This window comes from Anaerobranca gottschalkii DSM 13577 (assembly GCF_900111575.1).
In the GTDB taxonomy this organism is placed as follows: Bacteria; Bacillota; Proteinivoracia; order Proteinivoracales; family Proteinivoracaceae; genus Anaerobranca; species Anaerobranca gottschalkii.
Genome location: NZ_FOIF01000011.1, coordinates 1 through 14,011 on the forward strand (window position 1 = coordinate 1; position 14,011 = coordinate 14,011).

Below are 14,011 nucleotides of genomic sequence, written 5' to 3' on the forward strand. Positions count from 1 at the left end.
TCTGCTCTACCTTCAAAGAAATTTTTATATGCTAGGCAGGCATCCTTAATAGCTTGTTTGGTTATATTGTTTGAATAGTCTTTAAGCCAAGCATATTTTTCTTGTTTCTTTAACTCTGTTAATCTTTTTCTAAGTTCTCCATCATTTAAAAACTTACCACCGTTATTATAATTCTCTTGTTCTGTAGCTAAAGCCCAATTATATGCCCATCTTGCAACCCCTGCACATTCCTTTAGTTTAGTTTTTTGTTTGTTGTTAGGTAGAAGCATTACTTTGTAAGTCTTTATCATCTTCTACCAACTCCTTAATCATTTTCTTTACTTTATTTACCCTTTTACCATTTTTATCCCATTCTCTCAATGTTTTGAGGATTTTTACCTATAAGTTTTGCTAACTCTCCTATAGAATAATATTTCATTTTTATCATCTCTTGAATTTATTATAACACAAACATTATATAAAACAAAAAATTTTGTAAATAGTTCTATAATATTTTGTTAGCTGTTAAATTCCTCCCTTTTATATTTTCATATATTTTTTCTCCATTATGATTTTATTCAAGCTGGAGAAATTTAAAACTAATTTACTCCTTTTAAACTTAAAGATATCCTCCGTTTTACCGGATCTACTCCTATTACTTTGGCACTAACTACATCCCCCACCTTGACTACTTCTAAGGGATGTTTGACAAACTTTTCCGATAACTCGGAAATATGGATTAACCCTGCTTCTTTTACCCCAATATCTACAAAGGCTCCAAAGTCTAAAACATTTCTAATTGTTCCTTTAACAATCATCCCTTCTTTTAAGTCCTCTAGTTTTAATACCCCTGAAAGGAATAAAGGCTTAGGTAAATCTTCCCTGGGGTCAAGACCTGGCTTTTCCAATGAGTTTAATATATCAATCAATGTTGGTACACCAATGCCTAATCTTTCTGCTAGCTCCCTTTGCTCTTCTTCCTTTACCTTTCCCCTTATACCAGGCAAACCTCCCCTTTTAGCTAAGTCGTCTTTACAGTATCCTAATATCTCTAAAAGTTTTTCTGCCGCTTGGTAACTTTCTGGATGTACAGAAGTAGAATCTAGAGGTTCAATTCCACCTTTGATCCTCAAAAACCCGGCACATTGCTGATAAGCAGCAGGTCCTAATCTAGGTACTTTTAATAATTCTTCCCTTGACTTAAAGGCTCCCTGTTCTTCCCTATACTTAACTATTCCTTTAGCAATGGCTGGTTTAATCCCGGCAATGTAACTTAATAAGGAGGGGCTGGCGGTATTTAAATCAGCTCCTACATTATTTACACAATCTTCTACTACCCCACCTAAGAGGGCTGCTAATCTCTTTTGATCCACATCATGTTGATACTGCCCTACACCTATAGATTGGGGAGGTATTTTCACTAGTTCTGCCAATGGATCTTGCAATCTCCGGGCAATGGAAATGGCACTTCTTTCTGCTACATCTAAGTCAGGAAATTCCTCTTTAGCCAGTGGCGAGGCAGAATAAACACTTGCCCCTGCTTCATCTACTATAGTGTAGCTTAGACCTGGTCGCTCATTGATAAACTCTGCGACAAATTCGGCACTTTCCCTACTAGCTGTTCCATTGCCAATGGCAATAACAGTTACATTGTATTTATCTACCAGTTCTAGTATTTTCTTTTTTCCTTCTTCTACTTTGTTATGGGGTGGTGTAGGATAAATTACAGCTATATCTAAAACTTTACCTGTTGGGTCTACAACAGCTAACTTACAACCGGTTCTATAGGCAGGGTCATAACCTAGTACAGTAACACCTTTAGTAGGTGGTTGAAGTAATAAGGATTTTAAATTGGCAGTAAAAACTTTACATGCTTTTTCATGGGCTGTTTCTGTTAAACCTCTACGGATATCCCTTTCCACTGCTGGAAGTAATAATCGACTAATTCCGTCTTCCAATGCCTCTCTAATAACTTCTCTATTTACTTTAGGTGTTTCTTGGAAATTTCTCTTCCACAATTCTTCAGTCAATTCTTCTTTATCAAATACTATACTTACTTTTAAAAACTTTTCCTTTTCTCCCCGATCAATAGCCATAATTCTGTGGGGAGGCAGTTTTTTTACCCCTTCTGAATATTCATAGTACATTTCATAGGGTGATTGCAAATTTTTATCAACAGCAACAACTTCCATTACAGCCCGTTCAAAGACAAATTTCCTAGCAAATTCCCGGTTTTCCCCTTTATCTGCCATTCCTTCTGCAATGATATCTTTAGCCCCTTGTAATGCCTTTTGAATATCTTCAACTTTATCGTTGACAAAGGGTTGTGCCAGATCCTGCCAAGGAATATCCTTTGTTAAAATTTCTTCAGCTAAAGGTTCCAACCCTAGATCCTTTGCTATACTTGCCCGGGTATTTCTTTTTGGCCTAAAGGGTCTATAAATATCTTCTAATTGTTGTAGCTTTACAGCATTTTTAATTCCTTCGGCAATTTCTTCAGTCATTTTCCCTTGTTCTTCGATTAACCGATAGACTTCTTCTTTTCTAGTCTTTAAGTTTTGTTGATACTGATAAGTTTCATCTACCAGGCGGATTTCTTCCTCTGTAAGCCCCCCTGTCATCTCTTTACGATAACGGGCTATAAAAGGGACAGTATTTCCTTCTTGTAATAATTCGATGGTATTTTTAACTTTCTTTTCATCGATTTTCGTTTGAAGTGCTACTATCTTTAATATTTCCACCATATCATTCCTTTCAATATTATAATCTCCTATTTAATAACTTAGCTATAACTTTTCCTAATTTATTGGCATGTTTAAGTTCTATAGTCTTTTTAGGGCATAGTTCATGACAACAGTAACAGCTGATACACTTAGCATAATCAATAACCGCTTTATTATCCCTCAAGACCATGGCGTCTACTGGACAACTATTTACACAAAACTTACAACCTATACATTCTTTCTGTATTTCTGGAACAACTTTCATCAAGTTAACCACAAGGCTGGTCATAAACCCAGGAAGTCTAGATACAAATTTGGTATTAGGTAATTTAAATGGGGTTATCCCTAATTCATGGATTTTAGAGCCTAAAACTTGGATATTTTTAATATCCCCTTCCCCTAAACCCAGATGATGCCCCCAATAAGTAGTTAAGACATCTTCAAATTTACAGGGAAGGATTTCCCCTAGTACCCTATCGGCACTTATAGCATCTGGCGATATCACTAAAATCCCACATTTTTTAGTATTCCCAGCTGATGGTCCGTTCCCTTCCATAGCTTCGATACCGTCAATAACAGTAAGGTGGGGTTTTACTTCCCGGTAAAGCTCTAAAAGGCCTAAACAAAATTGTTCCACTGTCTGAGCCTCTTTATGGTAATTAGCCTTTGCTCTGCCCGGAACGACCCCAAACATATTTTTTACTCCCCCAGTCAAAAGGGTAAGGCCGTGGGTTTTAAATTTAGCCATAGATATAACAACATCAGCTTCAAAAAGGGGTTTTGCAATATATAGTTCTTTAAAGACTTTGCCCCCTTTACGGATTTCAATACCTGTGGTATCAAAGTTAAGAAGCTTTGCTCCCTTTTTTTCTACTATCTCTGCAATTTTGCTTACCTTTAGGGCCCTTCCAGTGGGATTTCCCTCTTCCATGTTCCCCCCTGCACTGTCACCTACCCACACTTGGCATCCTACTTCATGTAAAAGGTCGATCATACATCCTACTACTTGGGGATGGGTCGTAACGTTTTGTTCTGGGGGTTTGGCACTTAATGCATTAACTTTAAGTAAAACCTTCTGCCCCGGTTTAACAAAGAATTGGATTCCACCTAATAAATTAAACCCTTCTTCTAACCCTCTTTTTACTTCCCCTTCATTATATGTATAAGCTCTGGTAATAGCTACTTTAGACACTTAACCACCTCCGATTAACCGGTCATTCCATAATATTATACCATTTATTGTTAGGAGATACTAGTTAGATAAAACATTTATGAAGTGTAAAAAAAAAAGACTGCCAATGGGCAGCCTTTTTAAATTCAATATTCTATAATACTACTCCACCATCTACACTTAGCACTGTACCGGTTACAAACCTGGCTTCATCGGAAGCTAAGTATAGATAAGCGTTGGCAATGTCTTCTGGATAACCTAAAGTTTTAAGAGGTGATTTTTCTTTCATCATATCTAATACCTTTTCAGGCATTTTAGCAGTCATTGGTGTTACGATAAATCCTGGAGCTACAGCATTTACACGGATACCTTTTTTACCAAGCTCTTTAGCCCAAGTTTTAGTCATACCAATAACTCCCCATTTAGTAGCAGCATAGTTGGTTTGACCAAAGTTACCGTAAAGACCAACTACTGAAGTTGCGTTTAAGATAACTCCACTTCCTTTTTCAGCCATAACTTTAGCAGCAGCTTGACCGCAGTGGAATACACCAGTTAAGTTAACATTGATAACCCGGTCCCACTCTTCTTGAGTCATTTTTAGAAGAGTATTATCTGCAGTAATACCAGCATTGTTTACAAGGATATCTAATCCACCAAAATGTTCTAAAGTATCAGCTACCATTTTATCTACTTGCTCTCTGTCAGTTACATTGACAATCATTCCGATAGCTTGACCGCCCTCAGCTTTAATCTCTTCTACAACTTTATTTACATCAGCTTCATTTAAGTCAGCTACAACTACTTTAGCACCTTCTTGGGCAAATCTCTTAGCTGTGAATTCACCAATACCTCTACCGGCACCGGTAATAATAGCCACTTTGTCCTTTAACCTCATTACAAATCCCTCCTATATTTTTAAATCAAATTTCTGTCTATATATAATTTACTACACAAGTCCTAAACTTGCAAATATTATAGCAACAACTACAGAAGCAATTGGAATCAGTGAACCTACTACGAAAATATCGATATATGAATCTTTATGGGTTAGTCCTGTTATAGCTAACAATGTTAATACAGCACCATTGTGAGGTAATGTGTCTAAACCACCTGATGAAATAGATGCTACTCTGTGGAAAGCTTCTAAACTCATTCCAGCAGCATTAGCTAACTCTACATATTTTTCTCCTAGTGCTTCTAAAGCTATACCCATACCACCAGATGCTGAACCTGTAGCACCAGCTAAAAGGTTAACTGCTAAGGCTTGAGAAATAAGTGGATTACCTTTAATACCCAATACCATATCAGTTAATGTTTGGAAACCTGGAACTGCTCTAACAACACTACCAAAACCTACTGCAGCACTGGTGTTGATAATAGCGATAACAGATCCAGAAGCACCAGCATTGATAGTTTTGATTAGTCTTTCCATAAAAGAAGTTTTAAAGTAATTGAAGTTTAATATGATAGTTAAAATGATACCTGTAAAAAGTGCAACAATTATATGCCATTCTAAAAGATTTAACGTAACGATTACAGAAACTAAAGGCAAGCATGAAAGGATTGGATTAGGTAGATTACCATTACCGTTTTCTTGATAGTTACTTGGCTCAGTAAACACTTCACCAGCAGCTGTCAATTTTCTTTCTTTCCAAGTCAAGTATAAGTAACCACCTACAGCCATTACTAACGCTGCGGCAATACCCATGATAGGTGCAGCTGCTGCAGTTGTACCATAATATTTAGTTGGAATTAAGTTTTGAATTTGAGGAGTTCCTGGAACAGCAGTCATAGTAAATGTAAAGGAACCTAAGGCAATAGCACCTGGAATAAGTTTTCTAGAAATATTAGCTTCTCTAAAAACTGCCACTGCTAATGGATACATTGCGAAAACAACTACGAATAAGCTAACTCCACCATAAGTTAATACAGCGCAACCAACTACAACCGCTAAAATAGCTCTTTTCTTTCCAATAAGTTTAGTTATACCTGCTGCAACTGACTTAGCAGCTCCGGTATCTTCCATTAGTTTACCGAAAATTGCTCCAAGCATAAACACAGGGAACCAACTTTTTGTAAATCCAACAAACCCTGTCATATAAGTATCAGTATAAGCGGGGAGTAACTCTAATCCTCCAGATAAAGCAACTAATAATGCACAGATAGGTGCAATCCAGATAATTGACATTCCCCTATAGGCAAGAACCATTAAAAGAACTAATCCTATAATAATACCTAACATGTTTTATCCTCCCTTTTTTTTCTTTTTTAATTAAAATGATAAACCCATTTTTTCTTCTCTGAAAATTCTTTCATCCATTACCTTTAGATCTTCGGCGATGATTGGCTTAAACTCCATTTGATCTAAAATATCTTTTTGCAAATCAACACCAGGAGCAATTTCAATAAGAACTAAACCTTCTTTACTTAACTTAAATACTGCCCTTTCAGTGATATAAAGAACTGGTTGACCTACATCATTAGCATATTCACCACTGAAGGTAATTTGCTCTACATGTTTAATGAACTTTTTATTTTTGCCTTCGTTAACAATTACTAATTTACCGTCTTCTACTTTAAGTTGGAGATCCCCAGCAGTAAAGGTTCCACAGAAAATAAGTTTTTTAGCATTTTGAGTAATATTGATAAATCCACCGCAACCAGCAACTTTAGGACCAAATTTACTTACATTGACGTTTCCTGTTTGGTCACATTGAGCTAAACCTAAGAATGCAACATCTAATCCACCGCCATCATAGAAGTCAAATTGATAAGGTTGGTCTAAAATTGCATCAGGGTTAATAGCTGCTCCGAAACTTAAACCACCTGCTGGTACTCCTCCTACTGGACCAGACTCAATTGTTAACTTCATTTCACCTCCAATTCCTTCTTCATTTGCTACCATTGCTACACCTTCAGGCATACCTATACCTAAGTTAGTTACAGCATTAGGTATTAACTCCATAGCTGCCCTTCTAGCAATGATTTTTCTTTCATTTAATTCTAGTGGTTTTAATGATTGAACTGGCACTTTTATTTCACCACAATATGCTGGATTATATTGTTCAGCAAAGGTTTGCATATGATTTTGTGGTTCAGCTACTACGATTGCATCAACTAAAATACCTGGGATTTTAACTAATCTAGGATCTAAAGTACCATTAGCTACAACTTTCTCTACTTGTAAAATTACAATACCACCAGAGTTTTTAGCAGCTTGAGCAAGGGATAATGCTTCTAATGTTACTGCTTCTTTTTCCATAGTTGCATTACCGTTTTCATCGGCATATGTCGCTCTAATTAAGGCTACATCGATAGGGAACGCTTTATAGAATAGATATTCTTTACCATGGATATTGATAATTTCTACAACGTCTTCTTTAGTTACACTGTTAATTTTACCACCATCTACTCTAGGATCAACAAAGGTTTTTAATCCTACATGGGTAATAGTACCAGGTTTTCCAGCAGCTATATCCCTAAATAAGTGGGCAATAACACCTTGAGGTAAGTTATAAGCTTCAATTTTATTTTCATTAGCCAACTTACCTAATTTAGGTGCAAGACCCCAGTGGCCACCAATAACTCTTTTTACAAGGCCTTCATGTCCTAGATGGTTTAAACCTCTGGTTTTTCCATCTCCTTGACCTGCTGCGTAAACTAATGTGATATTTTGTGGTTTACCTTCTTCTAAAAATCTCTTTTCAATGGCTGAAGTTAACTCTTCAGGATGACAATTTCCGACAAATCCTCCACTTGCAACAGTGGCACCATCTTTAATTAAAGCCACTGCTTCCATAGCTGACATAACTTTTGACTTTTTTACAGCCATAAATTTTACCTCCTATTTTCTTAATAACTTTATGCATATTTATGCTCTTTTTATTTCAGCAAAAATCATGCCAATGTTAAATAACGGGAAAAATCATCTATTTTTTAGAAAAATTTTTATAGTTAACCTTTTTGTGTCTTTAATTGCAGACACCAATATGCAAAAAGCAAAAACCTGTCCGGCAATAAATACACCAACTTTGAATCTTAAAGTTTTGGTGTGTTATATTCCAGACAGGTTTTATAGGAAACTTACTTATGTCCGTAATTCCAAACAATTTTTATTTAATTATTAAAAATTTTTGTTCAATTTTTAGACACTTTTATTAGAGGTTATACTTACCCATTTTTTCATATAGACTTGATCTACTAATTTTCAGTAATCTTGCTGCCTCAGATCTATTATTATTACAAGCTCTTAGTGCGTCGATTATACCTTGTCTCTCAGCTTCTTCTATAATTTCATTTAAAGATTTTATCTTTTTTAGAGGAATCTGACCTGTTATTTTTTCAGGAAGGTGAATGACTTGGATAGTGGTATCACGCTCTATTAAGTTGATTGCCCGTTCTAAAACATTTTCTAATTCCCTTACATTACCTGGCCAACTATATTTTTTAAGATATTCCATAGCTTCAGGTGATATTTTATCAACATATTTTCCTAGTTTATTGCTGAGTTTATCTATCATATGAATAACTAGATCCTCTATATCTTCAGGCCTTTCTCTAAGGGGGGGTATGTTTAATGTCAAAACATTAAGTCGATAATAAAGGTCACCTCTAAATTTTCCTTCCTTAACCATTACCTCTAAATTTTGATTAGTTGCTGCAATAATCCTAGTATCTATTTTTTTAGCTCCTATAGCCCCTATTCTTTCTACTTCTTTTTCTTGTAATACCCGGAGTAATTTGGCTTGCATTTGTAGAGGCATGTCCCCTATTTCATCGAGGAAAATTGTACCTCCATCTGCCAATTCAAATTTACCTATTTTCCCACCTTTTTTAGCACCGGTAAATGAGCCTTCTTCGTAACCAAAAAGCTCTGATTCTAACAATTCATTGGGAATAGCTGCACAATTGACCTTTACGAAGGGAAAATCCGATCTGGAACTAGCATTGTGAATAGCATGGGCAAATAATTCCTTCCCTGTTCCACTTTCACCAATAATTAATACATTAGAATCAGTTAAACTTGCTTTTTTGGCAAACCCCCTCACTTCCTCTAAAGCATTGCTTTTACCAACAATACAATTAAAAGAGTATTTACTAGTATTTAACATCTTTAACTGCCCTTTATAGTGTTCTAGTTGTTTTTCCATTTTACTTACTTTTTTATAGAGGGTATCTAGTTCCTTTACATTTCTGAAGATTACTTTTCCTACCGCCCCGACCGATTCTCCATTTTTGATTATAGGGATTCTGGTAGCTATCATATAGTTTCCTTTAATTTTTTGTAAATCAGCTACTTCAGGAACTCCAGTTTGGGCGACAATATGCATTCTAGTATTTTCAATAACTTCAGTTACATGTTTACCTATCACTTCATCTTTATTAACCCCTAAAAATTTAGAATAAGCATCACTAATCATTGTTATATGCCCTTGTTTATCTACTACTAAAATCCCATCATAGGCCAGTTCCATTACTGTATTTAAAACATCAGTTATATTCTTTTGCTTATCTAATTCTAATAAGACATTTTCATAATCGGTAATGTCTTGAAAAACGGAAACTGCCCCTATTATTTTGTCCCCTAATTTTATTGGAGTTCTGTTAGCAATTACAGTATAATCATTAATTTTAAGGGTTTTTCCAATCTCTGCTTCCCCAGATTCTACCACTGCTGGAAGTCTTGTTTGAGGGAGTATTTCCCTAATATCTTTACCTAAGACTTCACTTTTACTTTTCCCAACAATTTTTTCTGCCGATCTATTAAAATAAGTTATTTTATATTCTAAGTCGATAGCAATTATGCTATTACTAGCAGATTCTAACATAGCATTAAGATTTGTAGTGGTATATTTCAATTTCTCATAATATACCCTTAGTAAATCTTTTTTTGTCAGTATCCCTACCAAATTATTTTCATCATCTACCACTAAAAACTTATCTTCTGCCCTGTCAAAGATAATACTGGTATTATCTTCTCCATTAACAGTACTAAAGTCCCTTTCCATAATTTCTACTACTGTAGTACTAATAGGTTTCCCTTCAGCTATGGCATTTAAAAAAGTATTTTTAGAAAATATCCCTACTGGTTTACCCCTTTTATTAATCACGGGAACACTATCAATTTTGTATTTTCCCAAAATATCGGCAGCTTGTTGAAGGGTATCTTCCTCTAATAAAGTGACAGGTTTAGGGCTCATAACCTCTTTTATTTTCATCTTAACCACCTTCTGTTTAAATATTACCTATAACCATTCTAAAGCTACATTCCTTTATTTGCAATAGTAAATATCGCTATAAATATAAAAGAGGTATCCAAATACGGATACCTCTTAAACGTTATTATCTTTCAACAATCATAGCAATTCCTTGGCCGCCACCAATACACAATGTAGCTAAACCAGTTTTTGCATCTCTTTTAATCATCTCATAAATTAATGTAGTTAAAACTCTAGCACCAGAAGCGCCGATAGGATGACCTAATGCAATAGCTCCACCATTTACATTTAATTTTTCTGGGTTAATATTCAAATCTTTACCTACTGCTAAAGATTGAGCAGCAAAAGCTTCATTAGCTTCAACTAAGTCAATATCTTCTATAGTTAAATTAGCTTTTTCAAGGGCTTTTTTAGTTGCTGGCACTGGACCATATCCCATAATCTTTGGATCTAAAGCTGCAATTGCATGGGCTTTAATAGTTACTAAAGGTTTGATTCCAAGTTCTTCAGCTTTTTCTTTAGCCATTACTACTAACATTGCAGCACCATCGTTAATTCCAGAGGCGTTACCGGCAGTTACAGTACCATCTTTTTTGAAGGCTGGTTTAAGTTTAGCTAAAGTTTCAATAGTCATACCGTGTTTAGGATACTCATCGGTATCAACAACTGTTACTTGACCTTTTCTACCAGGAACTTCTACAGGTACTATTTCATCTTTAAAACGGCCTTCTTTCTGAGCTTTCTCGGCTTTCAATTGGCTTTGTAATGCAAATTGATCTTGTTCTTCTCTAGTTAATCCCCATTGCTCAGCGATATTTTCAGCGGTAATTCCCATATGATAGTTATTGAAAGCATCAGTTAGACCGTCATGAATCATAGAGTCAAGAACTTTAGCTTCACCCATTTTATAACCCCATCTTGCATTAGGTAAAAGATATGGAGCATTACTCATACTTTCAGTACCACCAGCTAAAATAACATCAGCATCTCCAGCTGCAATAAATTGAGCAGCCATTGCTACAGATCTTAATCCAGAACCACATAAGTGGTTTATAGTTAATGCTGGTACATTCTCAGGTACTCCTGCTTTAATTGCCACTTGTCTTGCAACATTTTGTCCTAATCCAGCAGATAATATGTTACCTACAATTACATCATCGATAATTTCAGGGGAAATATTAGCTCTTTTAATTGCTTCTTTAGCAGCAACAACTCCTAAGTCCACAGCGGATAAGCTTGACAAACTACCTCCAAAACTTCCAATAGGAGTTCTGGCAGCACTTACAATAACAACATCTCTCATTTTTACAAACCTCCTAAAATTTATTTTGCACCCTATTTTTATATGCAATTTTTATGCCAATACCCCTTTGAGGGTAAATTTAGGAATTATCATTCCACATAAATCTTTTCGGTGATTTCTATTTTCTGGATAGTGATACTTCTTCAGTATAGCTAAATCTTCATCACTTAATGCCCCTAATTGTTTTAGTACTTCTATAACTACAGGTTCCCTGCCCCTAGGAGAACCGTCTTCCATTTTTATAGCAATACCTAATTTTTGATCTTTTATCCCTATACAGTATACCCCTTCAGCTCCTGCTTTGGCAATTAAATTACCTTTCCCTACCTTCATTAAATCAGTACACAACCTATCAGTTCCACCAACCATCTCTGGAAACTGGGTCATGGCATCAGTGATAATCTTTACTGTTTTCCCCCTTTGTCCTTCCAAAATAAAAGGATCTGCTAAATAGGCATAAGCTAAAGCCCAATTGTATATAGGTAGACCATAAACAGGGACGCCACACCCATCGATACCAATTATTATTTTTTCCTTTGGGTAATTACAAAATTCCTTTACCAACTCTAACAACTCTTGCTGAAGGGGGTGTTCTATCCTTGTATAGTCATCTAATGGATATTTTTTTTGCTGACAAACAACTAACATTCCTGCATGTTTACCAGAACAATTACAGTGCAAGTTACTTGGAGTAAGTCCTTTTTCCCACAGTTTAACCTCTGCCCCTTTATTATACGGCAAATGACTACCACAACGGAGCTCTTCTGGGTTAAGATTGATTTTCTTTAAGACCTCTAAAACTCCTTCTACATGGAAATCTTCACCACTGTGGGAAGCACAAAACAGAGCAAGTTCCTTTAAAGTGATCCCATACCTTTCCATAGCCCCCGATTCCACCACGGGAATAGCTTGTATTGGCTTTGCAGAAGAGCGCCAGTAACTAATATGATAAGGATCACCCACTGAGTATACCAATTCCCCTTGACTGTTGACCACCGCTACATAGCCCCGATGACAACTTTCCACCAATTCTCCCCTTATTACTTCAACTAATACCTCAGACACAATATTTCCTCCCTTATTTTGATTTATCTACTAACCACTTAAATAGCTTAATATTCTCATCGGTATATCTCCACAAATTCTCTGGATGCCACTGTACAGCTAAAATATTACCACATTTACTTTCTATTCCCTCAATAATCCCATCGGAACTTTTACAATTTATTAAAAGATTATCACCTAAAACTCCTATACATTGATGATGGAAAGAATTAACTAAAAGCTCTTCTTTTCCAATAACATCAGCTAAGAGGGTATTTTTTTCAATGTATACTTGATGACTTAAATAATACCTAGGGCCTTTTTGTCTATGTCCTATAACCTTTTCTTTTTGAGAAAATATATCTTGGATAACTGTCCCACCTAATGCTATATTTAATACCTGTAACCCCCTACAAATCCCTAAAATAGGTTTCTTTTTCTCTATGGCAGTTTTAACTAAATGAATTTCTAGAACATCCCTAAGGGGGTCTACATCTCCCAAATTAGGATGGGGCTCTTCTCCATATATCAAAGGATTTACATCATCACCACCTGAGAGTAATAATCCATCAATTTTAGATATAAGTTCAGGAATGTTTTCTACCCTGATATTGGACGGTATGATTAACGGGATTCCCCCTCCTTCTACCACTGCAGTTACATAATCATCTCCCAACATATTCCTATTTAACTTGTAATTAAACATGGCAGTAATTCCTATTAATGGCTTCAAATTCCCCACCCCACTACTATTTTTTTGTACCTTTAAATAATTATTTCTCCCCCGTTATTTAGATTCCTTTTTGGTTTTCTTTTTACATATTTAAAGTATTCCTTTACTAATAATTTAACTAAAAAAAGCGAAAAAGACGGTTTTACATCTCCCGTCTTTTAGAAATCTATTAAACCTAAACTAATTAAAAGGGCTTCATTGATTTTTCCCATTTTTTCCTCTCCAATATGGGCCACCTTTTCATTAAGTCTTTGTTTATCTATGGTTCGAATTTGCTCTAATAAAATTACTGAATCCTTTTCTAAACCATATTTTTCAGCTTCTACTTCTACATGGGTAGGAAGTTTTGCCTTTTGAATTTGGGAAGTAATTGCTGCCACAATTACTGTGGGACTAAATTTATTGCCTACATCATTTTGAATGACCAATACTGGTCTAATACCCCCCTGTTCAGAGCCCACTACAGGGCTTAAATCGGCATAGTATACATCCCCTCTTTTAACAGACATGGTAATCACGCTCCACAAACCATCTGTTCTGTCACTGAAGCAGCCTCGTTTTCAGCACTAATAGCTTCATTGGCAAGGGTTAAATTTATTTCTGCCATTTCCATATAGCCTCTTTGCATCCATTCTCTATTTAATATCCTTTGTTGATTTTTATACCTCTCTCCAAGATACAATTTTACCGCCTCCCGTATAAGTTGGCTACGATTTAGTTTATCACTTTTAACAATTCTATCTAATTCCTGTAAAAGATTATCAGGAACTGTAATCATTACCCGTCTTGTCTGAGCCATAGAGGGCACCTCCTGTCAATACTTTCCCTTAACGAAGAGCA

General features: G+C 35.7%; 12 protein-coding genes and 1 pseudogene. All 13 read right to left on the reverse strand.

Going from position 1 to position 14,011, the window contains the following annotated elements:
- Window positions 1–290 (reverse strand): helix-turn-helix domain-containing protein (locus BMX60_RS04555; RefSeq protein ID WP_143055899.1); only part of this gene is annotated, 290 nt, incomplete at its 3' end.
- Window positions 291–342: 52 nt separating this feature from the next.
- Window positions 343–418: pseudogene (locus BMX60_RS12460) on the reverse strand (MerR family transcriptional regulator); the annotation flags it as partial.
- A gap of 160 nt (window positions 419–578) precedes the next feature.
- The gene (locus BMX60_RS04560; RefSeq protein WP_091349622.1) at window positions 579–2,723 is read right to left on the reverse strand and encodes a Tex family protein; all 2,145 of its coding nucleotides are present in this window, start codon (window positions 2,721–2,723) and stop codon (window positions 579–581) included.
- Between the two features lie 16 nt (window positions 2,724–2,739).
- Window positions 2,740–3,894 (reverse strand): DUF362 domain-containing protein, encoded by a 1,155-nt coding sequence (locus BMX60_RS04565; RefSeq protein ID WP_091349624.1) that lies wholly within the window; start codon window positions 3,892–3,894, stop codon window positions 2,740–2,742.
- Window positions 3,895–4,027: 133 nt separating this feature from the next.
- On the reverse strand, window positions 4,028–4,768 hold the full coding sequence (gene fabG, locus BMX60_RS04570) for a 3-oxoacyl-ACP reductase FabG (RefSeq protein ID WP_091349626.1): 741 nt from the start codon (window positions 4,766–4,768) through the stop codon (window positions 4,028–4,030).
- A gap of 51 nt (window positions 4,769–4,819) precedes the next feature.
- Window positions 4,820–6,115 (reverse strand): GntP family permease, encoded by a 1,296-nt coding sequence (locus BMX60_RS04575; RefSeq protein WP_091349628.1) that lies wholly within the window; start codon window positions 6,113–6,115, stop codon window positions 4,820–4,822.
- 30 nt (window positions 6,116–6,145) lie between these two features.
- Window positions 6,146–7,705, reverse strand: coding sequence for an acyl CoA:acetate/3-ketoacid CoA transferase (locus BMX60_RS04580; RefSeq protein ID WP_091349630.1), 1,560 nt, complete (start codon window positions 7,703–7,705; stop codon window positions 6,146–6,148).
- Between the two features lie 325 nt (window positions 7,706–8,030).
- On the reverse strand, window positions 8,031–10,091 hold the full coding sequence (locus BMX60_RS04585; protein ID WP_091349633.1) for a sigma-54-dependent Fis family transcriptional regulator: 2,061 nt from the start codon (window positions 10,089–10,091) through the stop codon (window positions 8,031–8,033).
- A gap of 124 nt (window positions 10,092–10,215) precedes the next feature.
- Entirely contained in the window at window positions 10,216–11,394 is a 1,179-nt protein-coding gene (locus tag BMX60_RS04590) for an acetyl-CoA C-acetyltransferase (RefSeq protein WP_091349636.1), read from the reverse strand.
- Between the two features lie 51 nt (window positions 11,395–11,445).
- Complete coding sequence (locus BMX60_RS04595) at window positions 11,446–12,459, reverse strand: asparaginase (RefSeq protein WP_177159701.1); 1,014 nt, start codon at window positions 12,457–12,459, stop codon at window positions 11,446–11,448.
- Between the two features lie 13 nt (window positions 12,460–12,472).
- A complete protein-coding gene (locus BMX60_RS04600; protein WP_091349640.1) occupies window positions 12,473–13,171 on the reverse strand; it encodes a gamma-glutamyl-gamma-aminobutyrate hydrolase family protein in 699 nt (232 codons plus the stop codon).
- 158 nt (window positions 13,172–13,329) lie between these two features.
- On the reverse strand, window positions 13,330–13,686 hold the full coding sequence (locus BMX60_RS04605) for a type II toxin-antitoxin system PemK/MazF family toxin (RefSeq protein ID WP_479722604.1): 357 nt from the start codon (window positions 13,684–13,686) through the stop codon (window positions 13,330–13,332).
- A complete protein-coding gene (locus BMX60_RS04610) occupies window positions 13,686–13,970 on the reverse strand; it encodes a CopG family ribbon-helix-helix protein (protein WP_091349643.1) in 285 nt (94 codons plus the stop codon). Before BMX60_RS04610 ends, BMX60_RS04605 begins: the two co-directional genes overlap by 1 nt.
- Window positions 13,971–14,011 lie beyond the last annotated feature (41 nt).

Coding starts and splice junctions, on each gene's coding strand:
- BMX60_RS04560 (WP_091349622.1), bottom strand. CDS start 2,723: ATGGTGGAAATATTAAAGATAGTAGCACTTCAAACGAAAATCGATGAA.
- fabG (WP_091349626.1), bottom strand. CDS start 4,768: ATGAGGTTAAAGGACAAAGTGGCTATTATTACCGGTGCCGGTAGAGGT.
- BMX60_RS04575 (WP_091349628.1), bottom strand. CDS start 6,115: ATGTTAGGTATTATTATAGGATTAGTTCTTTTAATGGTTCTTGCCTAT.
- BMX60_RS04580 (WP_091349630.1), bottom strand. CDS start 7,705: ATGGCTGTAAAAAAGTCAAAAGTTATGTCAGCTATGGAAGCAGTGGCT.
- BMX60_RS04585 (WP_091349633.1), bottom strand. CDS start 10,091: ATGAAAATAAAAGAGGTTATGAGCCCTAAACCTGTCACTTTATTAGAG.
- BMX60_RS04590 (WP_091349636.1), bottom strand. CDS start 11,394: ATGAGAGATGTTGTTATTGTAAGTGCTGCCAGAACTCCTATTGGAAGT.
- BMX60_RS04610 (WP_091349643.1), bottom strand. CDS start 13,970: ATGGCTCAGACAAGACGGGTAATGATTACAGTTCCTGATAATCTTTTA.